At 68.2% G+C, this 12430-nt stretch carries 8 protein-coding genes; 3 read left to right on the top strand and 5 right to left on the bottom strand.

What is annotated here, in order from left to right:
- The first annotated feature begins 54 nt into the window (after positions 1-54).
- The gene (locus ACX9TP_RS22260) at positions 55-3078 is read left to right on the top strand and encodes an error-prone DNA polymerase (RefSeq protein WP_482981737.1); all 3024 of its coding nucleotides are present in this window, start codon (positions 55-57) and stop codon (positions 3076-3078) included.
- Between the two features lie 69 nt (positions 3079-3147).
- Here ACX9TP_RS22260 and ACX9TP_RS22265 read toward each other — a convergent pair whose 3' ends face one another.
- The 4 genes from ACX9TP_RS22265 to ACX9TP_RS22280 form a co-directional block, all read right to left on the bottom strand.
- A complete protein-coding gene (locus ACX9TP_RS22265) occupies positions 3148-3594 on the bottom strand; it encodes a hypothetical protein (protein ID WP_482981738.1) in 447 nt (148 codons plus the stop codon).
- Positions 3595-4261: 667 nt separating this feature from the next.
- A complete protein-coding gene (locus tag ACX9TP_RS22270; protein ID WP_482981739.1) occupies positions 4262-5923 on the bottom strand; it encodes an acyl-CoA dehydrogenase family protein in 1662 nt (553 codons plus the stop codon).
- A 59-nt stretch (positions 5924-5982) separates the two neighbouring features.
- Positions 5983-6318, bottom strand: a complete 336-nt coding sequence (locus ACX9TP_RS22275; protein WP_482981740.1) for an imm11 family protein — start codon at positions 6316-6318, stop codon at positions 5983-5985.
- Positions 6319-6630: 312 nt separating this feature from the next.
- The gene (locus ACX9TP_RS22280; protein ID WP_482981741.1) at positions 6631-7407 is read right to left on the bottom strand and encodes a DUF6209 family protein; all 777 of its coding nucleotides are present in this window, start codon (positions 7405-7407) and stop codon (positions 6631-6633) included.
- Between the two features lie 186 nt (positions 7408-7593).
- Here ACX9TP_RS22280 and ACX9TP_RS22285 point away from each other — a divergent pair, with 186 nt between their 5' ends.
- Positions 7594-9366 carry an ATPase gene (locus tag ACX9TP_RS22285; RefSeq protein ID WP_482981742.1) on the top strand — a complete coding sequence of 591 codons (1773 nt, stop codon included), beginning with the start codon at positions 7594-7596 and terminating at the stop codon, positions 9364-9366.
- 13 nt (positions 9367-9379) lie between these two features.
- On the opposite strand, the gene ACX9TP_RS22290 is transcribed toward ACX9TP_RS22285, so the two are convergent.
- Positions 9380-10159 carry a WbqC family protein gene (locus ACX9TP_RS22290; protein WP_482981743.1) on the bottom strand — a complete coding sequence of 260 codons (780 nt, stop codon included), beginning with the start codon at positions 10157-10159 and terminating at the stop codon, positions 9380-9382.
- 197 nt (positions 10160-10356) lie between these two features.
- Between ACX9TP_RS22290 and ACX9TP_RS22295 the strand changes: the two genes are divergently transcribed.
- Positions 10357-12426, top strand: a complete 2070-nt coding sequence (locus ACX9TP_RS22295) for an ATP-binding protein (RefSeq protein ID WP_482981744.1) — start codon at positions 10357-10359, stop codon at positions 12424-12426.
- The last annotated feature ends 4 nt before the right edge of the window (positions 12427-12430 follow it).

Below are 12430 nucleotides of genomic sequence, written 5' to 3' on the forward strand. Positions count from 1 at the left end.
TCGAGTGTCGATCCAACCTAGCGCCTGAACGCCCGCTCAGTATGTTGATCGGTTGTGGACTACGCCGAGCTCGTCTGCCGCTCCAACTTCTCGTTCCTGCGCGGCGCCTCGCATCCGGAGGAGCTGGTGGCCACGGCCGCGAGGCTCGGGGTGCGCGCGCTGGCGCTGACGGACGCGGACGGGCTGTACGGGGTGGTGAAGGCGCACCTGGCGGCGAAGGAGCACGGCCTGAAGCTCATCCTCGGGGCCGAGCTGACGCTGGAGGACGCCCCGCCGGTGGTGGTGTACGCGGCGGACGCGGGCGGGTACGCGAATCTGTGCAGCCTGGTGTCGCAGAGCCGGATGACGCACCCGAAGGGGGAGGCGGGGCTGCCGTGGCGGGCGCTGGCGGACCGCTCGGCGGGGCTGCTCGCGCTGCTGCCGGAGCCGGCCCCGGTGGAGCGGGTGGCGGCGCTGGCGGAGGCCTTCCCGGAGCGCTTCCACGTGGGCCTGTGCCGGACGCTGTCCGCGGGGGACCAGGCGCGCGAGGCCCGGGTGGATGCGCTGGCGCGAGAGCTGGGCGTGCCCGTGGTGGTGCACAACGACGTGTACACGCACCACCGTCGGCGGCAGCCCTTGCAGGACGTGCTGGTGGCGATTCGGCACGGGACGACCGTGGACAAGACGGGGACGCGGCTGTTGCCCAACGCCGAGCGGACGCTGAAGGGGCCGTACGAGATGGGGCGGCTGTTCGCGGACCGGCCGGAGGCGCTGGAGCGGTCCCTCGAGCTGGCGTCGCGGTGCCACGCCTCGCTGGATGACTTGCACTACCGCTTCCCGGAGGAGGACCTGCCGGAGGGGCGCACGGCGAACGCACATCTACGAGCGCTGACGTACGAGGGACTCGTGGTGCGCTATCCGGGGGGTGTGCCGCCGGAGGTGGTGAAACAGATTGAGCATGAATTGAAGCTCATCGCCGCGCTGGACTTCGCGGGGTACTTCCTGGCGCTGTGGGACATCGTGGGGTTCGCGCGGAGGCGGGGGATTCTCTGCCAGGGGCGGGGGAGCGCGGCGAACTCGGCGGTCTGCTACGCGCTGCAGATTACTGCGATTGACCCCGTGCGGATGGGGCTGCTGTTCGAGCGCTTCCTGAGCATGGAGCGCAAGGAGCCGCCGGACATCGACGTGGACTTCGAGCACGAGCGGCGCGAGGAGGTGCTCCAGTACGTCTACGAGAAGCACGGCCGGCAGCGAGCGGGGATGGTGTGCGAGGTCATCTGCTACCGGGGCCGGCTGGCGTTGCGGGAGACGGGCAAGGCGCTGGGGCTGTCGCTGGACCAGGTGGACAAGCTGTCGAAGGTGGCGGCGGCGAACGGGTTCCAGGTGACGCCGGAGGTGCTGCTGGAGGCGGGGCTGTCTGCCTTTGACAGCCGGGTGCAGAAGACGCTGTCCCTGGCGATGGAGATGGAGGGCTTCCCGAGACACCTGTCCATCCACGTGGGTGGGTTCGTGATTACGAGGGAGCCGCTGACGGAATTGGTGCCGGTGGAGAACGCGGCGATGCCGGGCCGCACGGTCATCCAGTGGGAGAAGGATGACATCAACTCGATTGGCCTGCTGAAGGTGGACCTGCTGGCGCTGGGGATGCTGACGGCGCTGTCGAAGTGCCTCGCGCTGATTCGGGAGCACCACGGGAGGGAGTTGTCGCTGGCGACGATTCCGGCGGAGGACCCGAAGGTCTACGACATGCTGTGCGAGGCGGACACGGTGGGGGTGTTCCAGATTGAAAGCCGCGCGCAGATGAACATGCTGCCGAGGCTGCGGCCGAGGACGTTCTACGACCTGGTGGTGGAGATTGCCCTCATCCGCCCGGGACCGATTGTCGGGAACATGGTGCACCCATTCCTGCGGCGGAGGAACGGAATCGAGCAGGTGCAGTACCCGAGCGAGGCGGTGAAGGAGATTCTGGGGAAGACGCTGGGGGTGCCGCTTTTCCAGGAGCAGGCGATGAAGCTGGCCATGGTGGCGGCGGGCTTCACGGCGGGGGAGGCGGACGGGCTGCGGCGGGTGCTGAGCCACAAGCGCGCGGAGTCGATGCTGTTGCAGTACCGGGGGAGGTTCGTGGAGGGGTGTATTTCCCGTGGGTACTCGCAGGGGCAGGCGGAGGAGTGGTTCGACAACTTCCGTGGCTTCGCGCACTACGGGTTCCCGGAGAGCCACTCGGCGAGCTTCGCGTTGATTGCGTACGCGTCGAGCTGGCTGAAGTGTCACTACCCGGCGGCCTTCACGGCGTCGCTGCTGAACTCCCAGCCGATGGGGTTCTACGCGCCACACACGCTGGTGGCGGATGCGCAGCGTCACGGGGTGGAGGTGCGGGAGGTGGATGTGCAGCGCTCGCGGTGGGACTGCACGCTGGAGGAGGGCGGGAAGGCGCTGAGACTGGGCTTACGGATGGTGAAGGGGATGGGGGAGTCCGCGGGGCGTCGGGTGGAGGCGGCTCGGGGGGAGGGCTTCCGCGACGTGGGAGACCTGGCGAGGCGGGCGAGGATTCCCCGGCACGAGCTGACGCGGCTGGCGCTGGCAGGCTCCCTGGCGAGCCTGTGTGGCTCACGGCGCAAGGCGCTGTGGGAAATCCAGGCGCTGGGCCCGTTGGACTCGGACGATTTGTTCTTCGGGATGTCGATGGACGGCACGGAGGTGGAGCTGCCGTCGATGAGCCTCTACGAGCGCGTGGTCGCGGACTACGACACGGTGGGGCTGTCGCTGGAGAAGCACCCGCTGGAGCTATTGCGGCCCACGCTGAAGAAGCTGGGCGCGGTGACGGCGGAGGGGCTGAAGAAGGTGCGCTCCGGGCAGCAGGTGGCCGTGGGAGGAATGCTCATCTGCCGGCAGCGGCCACCGACGGCGAAGGGCATCTGCTTCATCTCGCTGGAGGACGAGACGGGCATTGCCAATCTCATCGTGCCTCCGGACGTGTACGAGGCGTGCCGGAAGCAGATCCACGGCGCCCTGTTCATCGTGGGACAGGGCGTGCTGGAGCGCTCGGGAAAGGTGACGAACGTGAAAACCCGGCGCGTTCATAGCCTGTCCCAGGCGTGAGTGACACGAAGGGGCGGCAAGGTCAGGCGCTCACCCCTTCATCTCCTGGAACAGCCAGTTACGTCGTGCTCAATAGGACGCGTAGTAGTTGAAGTCGTAGCTACCGTCGAGATTCGACGTGGTCGGCACATTTCCGGTGCAGATGACCGTGCTGGCGCGCGGCCCCGACGTAGTGATGGAGTAGGAGAACGCCATGTTCCCGTATGCATTCACATAGGACCGTGAATTGAAAGTGCAGCGGGTGCCGTCGCTCGTATCCTCCCAGGTGGCGGAATAGTAGGTCGTGTGGCCGCTCGTCGACTTGTAGTAGCCCGACTTCATCCCGCCAGCCGGATTGAAGCTTGGCTGCGACGAGTACGAGTCCGTACCGTTGATGATGGATTCGCTGATCCGGGTCCATGCCGACGTCGTGTTGTTGTGGAAGATCACGAAGTCATAGCTGGTCGCGGCCGACGCGGCACCGACAGGCCCCATCACAGCAACGGCGGCGAAGGCGGCAAGTGCATTCTTGTGCATGGATTGAGTCTCCAGAAGCGACATCATGTCGCGAGACTCAACCTATGCGAACGCAAAGGCCGACTGAAATGGAAAACAAAGTCGTACATGCAAATAATATATATGGACTAACTTTACAGTATTTCCGATGCAACGGTTGTGAACCGGACGTGTGAAGGCAGACGGGGTGGAGGTGAGTGAAGGTGAACATGGGAATCGGCTGTGTGCAGCGCATTCACTCACGGGTGATATCGATTCACCAAGGGTGCGGCTCTTTCGTTTTGTTCGCGTCGGCCTATGTGATATATGGCTGGTCTGTATTTTGTTCATGAAAGGGAGTTCTATGTCATTGGTCCTGGGTCGGTCTTTCGTTGCTTCCATCTTCGCGACGGTCCTGTGGAGCACTCCCGCGCTGGCGGGCTGGTGTGAGGATGTCTTCGAAGAATGTTATTACCGAGCCTCGCTCGAAACGGACGAGAGGGCACGCGACGGCAGGCAGCTCGAGTGTATCTACGAATACGATGCCTGCGTGTCCCAGCCTGTTGTGAGCGTGGAAACCTTGCTCAAGGGCAATGAGAGCACTGTCTGCGCTGCGCAGGACTCCAGCTCCGGGCCATTGGACACAACGGCTGATTGATCGTCTGGATGTCCCCGGACGCTGAAGAATGCATTGGATGCGCGACCAGGCTCACCCCAGCAGGCGCGCGTCGTCCACATCCATTTCGTCCCGGATGAGGTCCACCCCATGCTGCGCGAACCTTCGCGCAGCGGCCTTGCTTCGCGGACCGTGCCCCTGGTCCAGGCACCACTGCGCGTGATCGCTCAGCAACGCCAGCTCCAGCGTCCGCCCCAGCGTCAGTGCGAACCGCCGGGCCCCGGCCTCCAGCGTCACGGGATTTCCCATCGCCCCAGCCACCCACGCCCGTGAGTGTTCCAGCGCGCTGTTCGCCGCCTCCACACAGGGGCGCAGGCCCGGGTCCCGCACCTTCGCCAGCTGACCCTCCACCTCGTGGAAGAACGCCTCCAGCGTGCCTTCCTTCGCCAGCGCGCGCAGGGCATCCAGCGACAGCACGTTCGTCGTGCCCTCCCAGATGGACAGCACCTGCGAGTCCGCCTGGAGCCGCGGGATTCCCGTGTCCTCCACGTACCCCGCGCCGCCGAACGCCTCGGAGACCTCTGACGTGACGTGCACCGCCTGGCGCCCCGTCGTCAGCTTCGCCAGCGGTGTCACCAACCGCTGCAGGAGCAGCTCCTGCTCCGTGGCGACCCTCGCCTCCATCCGCCCCAACAGCTCCACCGCGCGGAACGCCAGCATGAAGCCCGCCTGGAACTCCGCCTCCAGGCCCGCCAGCGTGTCCACGTGGAGCGGCTTCTCCGCCAGCTTCGCGCCGAACTGAACCCGCCGCTGCGCATAGTCACGGGCCAGCGCCATCGCGCGCCTCATGCTCCACGCCGAGCCCATGGCATTCCAGGTGCGTGTCACGTTGAGCATCCACGCCATGTTCTTGATGCCATCCGTCAGCCCGGCCACCGGAACCGCCAGCGTCCCGTCCAGCGTCAGCTCCGCTGTGGGCACCTTCCGCGTCCCGAACTTGTCCTTCAGCCGGTTGATCTGGATGCCATTCAGCTTCCCCGCGGCATCCCGAGTCTCCACGTAGAAGATGGCCAATCCCTTGCCACCGGGGCCGTTGCCCTCGGGCCTCGCCAGCGTCAGCGCCATCTGCGCCGTCGTCGCGGACGTGAACCACTTCGTCCCGGACAGCCGCCATCCCTCGGGAGACCGCCGCGCCACTGTCTGCGTCAGGCCCACGTCCGAGCCACCCGTCCGCTCGGTCATCCACTGGCCCGACGTCCAGAAGCTCGCGGGGTCTCTCGACGTCAGGTGGGGCAGGGCGCGGTCAATCAACTCCCGGTTCCCCAGATTGAGCAGCGACCTTGCCGCCCCATCCGTCATCGCCAGCGGACACGAGTGCACATCGAGAGACGCCTGTACGAGGTAGTTCAGGACGAACTGGTGCACGCGGCTGAGCTCGGCGTTCTTCTGCTCGTACGCCGTCGCCACCAGCCCCCACTTCGCCGCGAGGACCTCCGCCTCCTTCCACAGCGGCGATACCTCGATGTGGTCGATGCGGTGGCCCCACGCATCCCACTGCGTCAGCTCGGGCTCGTTCAGCCGGTCGCGAAGCTGGAACTGGTAGAAGTACCCGCCGCCCAGGTCGCCCAGCTCACGGAACTCATCGTTCAGCGAGCCGTGCAGATCTTCCGGCAGCGTGCGCACCAGGTAGCTCTGCAGGAGCGTGTCGTCGTCGTACTGGTTCCCGAGTCGAGGCGGGTCCTGGAAGAAGCTCATGCGCCAAAGCTAACACCCGCTCTCGCGGATGGGCACATCGCACAGCCCTGCGGGACTCTTCAGACTTCGTCGAAGAGTCCCCCCACAATCCCGGTTCGCTCCAGCGCTTCCTTGATGTCACCGTCCACGATGATGGGCGGATGCCAGCCCCACAACCGGAACACGCGGGCGTCGCCGACCTTCGACTTGTCGATGCGGGGACCGGACACCGAGTGGTACTCACCTACACGTTCCGGGTGTCCATCTTCCGGAGTGTAGAGCTGGACCTCTTCACATGCTGCGTCGTCGATGCATCGAACGGTGCGCGCGACGTTGAGGAGGTGATGGGACTCGACCTGTCCTTCGATCTCTACGGGGAAGAACTGCACGTCATGGGGAGCCATCTCGCGGAACACAGCGGCGACCCGCGCGCACAATGGGGGTTCCGGCGACGGTGGTCTTGTCGAAGTCCAGGGGCTTGCCGGGCCGCGAAATGGGGATGCGCAGCGGCCCGGGGGCGTCCACTGGCTTCCCTTCGATGAACGCCCAGATGTCAGAGACCTCTTGCCCTTCGAGATTCGTGGGCTCGCGCAGATACCAGCGCCCCGGTACGTCCACGTCGAAGTCGAGTCGGAAGAAGCGGCGATTCGTTACGTCATGCCTCACAGCCTCTTCCCGGAAACGAGGCTCCCAGCAGCGGCAAAGCCGGGAGCCTCACGAGCGAACCCTCAGTTCAGCGTGAACCCGTAGTTCGCGCTGTAGTTCGAGTCCCACCGACGGCAGTAGCCACGGTCCCAGTTCTCGAACCACATCGACACCGACCGCGCCCCGGCCGGAGGCGTAATCGTCACCGGAACCCCGAACCGCGAGTACCCGGACACCGCCGTGACGCTCTTGCTCCCCGTCACGCCGTTGTCGAACCGGTAGTACACCCACACCTCCCACGTGGGCGCGCCGTTGTAGAGGAGCCGGCACTCGGGGAGCCGGTCGATGTCATAGTCCACGACGAACGGCTGGCCCGCCGTCAGCGTGCCGACGACGTACTCCACCCAGCCCTCCTGGAACACAATCGTGGGCGTCACGGCCGTCCCGGCCGGATTCACCGTGAAGCGGAAGTTCGTCCCGTAGTTCGAGTCCCACGCCTCGCACCCCGCGCTGGCCACGCGGAACCACACCTCCAGCGGGCCCGCCACGGGCAGCGAAATGACGGGCGTGGCGCCCGTGCTCGGAGCACCCGCCACGTCGAAGCTCCCCACGGCGCCACCGTTCAGCCGGTAGTACCCGGTGAGGCTCCAGCCCGGGCTTCCGTCCGGGAGCGTCGTGCGGCACTGCGGCAGGCGGCTGGCGTCATAGGCCACCTGCACCTGTCCTCCGGCGACCAGCGGCGCGGACTCGGACAGCGTCCAGTTGGCGTTGAAGGTGATGACGGGCGTCGTCGTCTGCGCCGCCGCGGCGGTACCGACGAGCAGCAAGGGGAGGGTGAGCAGGGACAGCAGTCGCTTCATGGGTGTCTCTCCGGAGAGGCGGTAGGGCCCTCCGGCGGGGGCGAAGGGGCGCGCATCCATGCCACAACCCTCCGGCACGGAAAACCCGCTCCCACGGGAATTCCACCCAACCCCGTCACCGTCGTGTTTCGTTCAAACAGCGGCCATGCGGTAGGCTCCGGGGCCAACACCCTCGAACGAGCGCCCATGTCCCTGTTCAGGAGGCCGTCCCCCCCGGCCGCAGGCGAGCCGGCCGACGAAGACAACCGCAGCGTCACCCCCGTGGAGACGCCCGCGGTCCCCGCCGCACCCTCCGTGCTCTCCGGCCCGCCTCGCGCGCGCACGGGGCTCACCGGTACCAGCCCCGCGCTCCCGCCCCGGCCGCCGGCTCCCGCCGCCCAGCGCCCGCCACCGCCCCCGCAGGAGGGGGCGCCCGACTTCCCCACCGAGCGCCGCTCCGTCGTCGTCTCCCCGGACGCCGCCATCCCCGAGCGCCGCGCCCCGGCTCCGCTCGCCCCTCCGCCCGAGCGCCGCGCCCCTCCCACCGCGCCGCCCCCCGAGCGCCGCGCCCCGTCCGCCGCCCCCCAGGTCTCCACCCCCGCGTACACCGGCCCCGAGCGCCGTGCCGCCGCCGCGCCGCCCCCGGGCCCCGAGCGCCGTGCCATGCCGCGCCGGAACACGGACGGCTCCATGCCCGCCATCACCGGGGACCGCTTCTGGCCCCAGCAGCCGCGCGGCCTGGACGAGACGGGCCTCACGGCGACCTTCATCGAGGAGCTGGTCCTCAAGGCCCTCTTCGCCGCCGGTGAGATGCGCGGCATGGACCTGGCCGCCCGCCTCCAGCTCCCCACGGCCATCGTCGACGACATCATCGAGGGCCTGCGCCGTCAGAAGTACGTGGACATCCGCGGCGGCGGCTCGTCCGGCGTGGGCAAGTCCACGATGATCTACCAGCTCACCCCGTTCGTGACGGACGTGCTGCGGCAGATCAACGACCGCAACCGCTACAACGGCCCCGCCCCCGTGCCCTTCCAGGAGTGGGTGGCCGCGGTGAAGAAGCAGACCGTCCGCGGCACCCGCATCACCCGCACGCGGATGCAGGACAAGTTCGGCGAGCTCGTCATCCGCGACTACATCTTCGACGGCATCGGCCCGGCGATGAACTCCGGCCGCGCCATCTTCTTCTACGGCCCGCCCGGCAACGGCAAGACGGCCATCTGCCAGGGGATGGTGAACTGCTTCGACGGGGACGTCTTCATCCCCTACGCGCTGCTCATCGACGACTTCGTGGTGAAGATCTTCGACGCCAACCTCCACAAGCCCGTGGAGGACGACGGCGGGCACGCGTACGACAGGCGCTGGGTGCGCTGCCGGCGTCCGCTCGTCGTGGTGGGCGGTGAGCTGACGCTGGAGATGCTCGACCTCGTCTACTCGCCGGAGGTGAAGTACTACGAGGCCCCGTTCCAGATGAAGGCGACCAACGGGATGCTCCTCATCGACGACTTCGGCCGGCAGAAGGTGTCGCCCAAGGATCTGCTCAACCGGTGGATCGTCCCGCTGGAGAGCGACATCGACATGCTCACCCTGCACACCGGCAAGAAGGTGCAGGTGCCCTTCGACGTGTTCGCCGCCTTCTCCACCAACCTGGACCCCAGCGACCTCGTGGACGACGCCTTCCTGCGCCGCGTCCGCTACAAGCTGGAGGTGCAGCGCCCGGACGAGGAGCAGTTCCACGAGATCTTCCAGATCATGTGCAAGAAGCGCGGCGTGGTCTACGACGCGGCCGCCGTGGACTACCTCATCGACACGCACTACCGCCCGGTGAACCGTCCCTTCGCGGCCTGCCAGCCGCGCGACCTGCTCGACCAGGTCATCGACATGGCCCACTACCAGGGCATCGAGCCCCGGCTGGACCCCGCGCTCCTCGACGCCGCGGTGCGGGGCTACTTCGTCCGCTTCGACCAGAACAAGAAGCCCTGAGCCGCAGCCTCACTCAAAGCGCCGACGCGAAGGGGCCCCAGGGCGAGGGCTCCAGCCACTGGCGCACCTCGTCCACGGGAACATTGGCCAGCACGTCCACCATGGACATGCCGTGGACGAAGCGGCCCTCGCGGCCCTGCGGATAGGGCGGGTGCCGGAAGCGCTGCCACAGCACGCGCACGCCTACGTCCCGGAACAGGCCCGTCTTCAGGTACAGCGACGAGCCCAGGCCCGAGTAGTAGGTGTGCGCCCCGAGCTGCTGGCAGTACGCCACCAGCCGCCCCGACTTGTCCTCGCCCTGGCGCTCCAGCGTGGACGCCAGCAGGACGCGGGGCTCGAGTCCCAGCGGCTCGTGGAACAGCGCCATGCTCGACAGCAGCACCCGCAGCAGCGAGCCCGGCCCGCGCTCGCGCGCCGCCGCGTCGTAGAAGGGCTCCACCAGCGGCAGCACCTGCGTGGCGAAGTGTGGCCGCCGCCCGTACAGCGTCACCAGCATCTGGAGATGTTTGCGCGCCCACGGCTGGCGCGAATCCACCGCCAGGTCTCCGATGAGCGTGTCCCGGTGCGGGTCCTCCAGGGGGATGGACAGCCACTGGAAGCCGGGCTCGGTGGGTGGGGGCAGGGGGACGTTGGCCGGCAGCGCCACGCGGGTGCGCCGCTGCCAGCCGCGCCGCAGCCACTGCACGTTGTCCAGCACCAGCAGGGTGCCCGCGCGCGCCACCTGCTCGTAGAAGTCCACCCACGGCAGGTAGTGCGGCTGCTCGGCCACCAGGATTCCAGGGATACCCGGCACGCATTCGATGATATGCGCCCGCCGCGCCTGCCGGTGATCCACATTTCTCCAATGGAGTCACTTGTTTACAGCCTGCCGGCAAGGACGCAGGGCAGGCAGGACCCCACCCGGAGGGACAGGGTGGATCTGGATTCTCGTACTGCGGGGCTGTAACATTTCAAGTGCACGGCCTCCTTGGGGGAGGCAGGAAGGGCGGGATGAGGTTCCTCTGCGTCAGCACGGAGTCGCGGCACCCCGTGGCGGAGGAATTGCGTCGGCAGGGCCAGGAGGTGACGGTGGCCTCGACGGTGCTGGAGGCGGGGTCGGCGCTGGTGCATGGGCCGGTGGACGTGCTGGTGGTGGAGTCCGGGGACCTGGCGGCGGACGCGCGGTGGCTGGACTCGCTGCGGATGCGGGCTCGGCCGGAAGAGCCGCTGGTGCTGGGGCTGGCGCGGACGGACTCGGAAGCGGACCTGGAGCCGCTGCTGGCGGCGGGCGTGGACGAGTACCTGGTGGCGCCCTTCGCTCCGCGCGAGGTGCGCGCGCGGCGGCTGATGCTGGAGCGACGCTGCGCTGCGCGGCGTCAGCGGCGGACGTCCGAGGAGGCGGCGCGTGGGGAGATGGAGCGGCTGGCCGCCATCATCCAGACGCAAGCGGACGTGGCGCTGGCGGGGCTGGACCTGGATGAAATCATGCGGCTGCTGTGCGAGCGCGCGCGGGTGCTGTGCGGCGCGGACGGCGCGGCGGTGGCGCTGATGGAGGAGGGGATTGTCGAGTACCGCGTGGCCACCGGCAGCGTGGCCCCGCACACCGGCTTCAGGCTGAAGGTGGAGGGCAGCCTCACCGGCGCCAGCCTGCTGCGCGGCGAGGTCATGCGCACGGACGACACCGAGGACGACGTGCGCGTCAACGTGCGCGCCACGCGGCAGGTGGGGGCGCGCTCGATGATCTGCGTCCCGCTGTGGCGCGAGGCGCGGCCGGTGGGGGCGCTCAACGTCATCTCCGGCCGGCCGAACGCGTTCGATGACCGGGACGTGCGCACGCTGGAGCTGATGGCGGGCCTGCTCGGCGCGGCCATGGGCAACGCCGCGGAGGCGACGGCGCGCCAGGAGCTGATGGCGCAGCGCACCGCCGCGCTCGCCGCGCTGCAGGACTCGCAGGAGCTGTTCTCCTCCTTCATGAACAACAGCCCGGTCATCGCCTTCATGAAGGACGAGCAGGGCCGGCGCATCTGGGGGAACGACGCCTACCTCCGCTTCTTCCAGCTGCCGAGCGGCGTGGACCTGTCACTCGTCGATGACGCGGCGCTGATGCCGGCGGCGTCCGTGGAGTACGTGCGCCGGGAGGAGCAGGCGGTATTCGTCTCCGGCAAGCCCAACGTCAGCGAGGGCATGATTCCGGCGCGGGACGGCAGCGAGCGCTACTGGCTCACCTACCGCTTCATCGTGAAGGACCGCTCCGGGCGGCGCCTGCTGGGCGGCGTGTCCCTGGACGTCACCGAGCGCAAGGCCATGCAGGCGCAGCTCGTGGTGGCGGACCGGCTGGCGGCGGTGGGCACGCTGGCGGCCGGCGTGGCGCACGAAATCAACAACCCGCTGGCCTTCGTGCTGTCCAACCTGTCCTTCCTCTCCGGTGAGCTGCAGGGGGTGTCGCGCGAGCTGCCACCGGGGCGCACCGCGGAGATGGAGGAGGTGCTGCGCGAGGCGTCCGACGGGGCGCACCGCGTGCGGCAGATCGTCCGCGACCTGCGCACCTTCTCGCGCGGGGACGACGAGGTGGCCACCGCCGTCAACGTGCAGGCGGTGCTCGAGTCGGCGATTACGATGGCGCGCGGCGAATTGAAGATGCGCGCGCAGATTGTCCGCGAGTACCGCGAGGTGCCGCTGGTGGAGGGCAACGAGGGGAGATTCGGGCAGGTGTTCCTCAACCTGCTCATCAACGCGGCGCAGGCCATTCCGCAGGGCAAGCCGGACCAGCACGAGGTGCGCCTCGTGCTGCGCCACGCGGGAGACCGGGTCGTCGTCGAGGTGAAGGACACCGGCGTCGGCATGCCGCCGGAGGTGCGCGCGCGCATCTTCGACCCGTTCTTCACCACCAAGCCGGTGGGCGAGGGCACCGGGCTGGGGCTGTCCATCTGCCACGGCATCGTCACCGGCTTCGGCGGGGAAATCACCGTGGAGAGCGAGGAGGGACGGGGCAGCACCTTCCGCGTCGTCCTCCCGGTGGCGCAGCGCGGCCGCGACGTGCCCCTGGTGGCGTCGCCCAAGCACCTGCACCTGCTGACCTGAGCCT

The organism is Pyxidicoccus sp. M15, from assembly GCF_056858435.1.

Bases quoted from the DNA above. Each gene is read 5' to 3' on its own strand.
- ACX9TP_RS22295 (WP_482981744.1), top strand. From the start codon at position 10,357: ATGAGGTTCCTCTGCGTCAGCACGGAGTCGCGGCACCCCGTGGCGGAG.
- ACX9TP_RS22265 (WP_482981738.1), bottom strand. From the start codon at position 3,594: ATGCACAAGAATGCACTTGCCGCCTTCGCCGCCGTTGCTGTGATGGGG.
- ACX9TP_RS22285 (WP_482981742.1), top strand. From the start codon at position 7,594: ATGTCCCTGTTCAGGAGGCCGTCCCCCCCGGCCGCAGGCGAGCCGGCC.
- ACX9TP_RS22270 (WP_482981739.1), bottom strand. From the start codon at position 5,923: ATGAGCTTCTTCCAGGACCCGCCTCGACTCGGGAACCAGTACGACGAC.
- ACX9TP_RS22280 (WP_482981741.1), bottom strand. From the start codon at position 7,407: ATGAAGCGACTGCTGTCCCTGCTCACCCTCCCCTTGCTGCTCGTCGGT.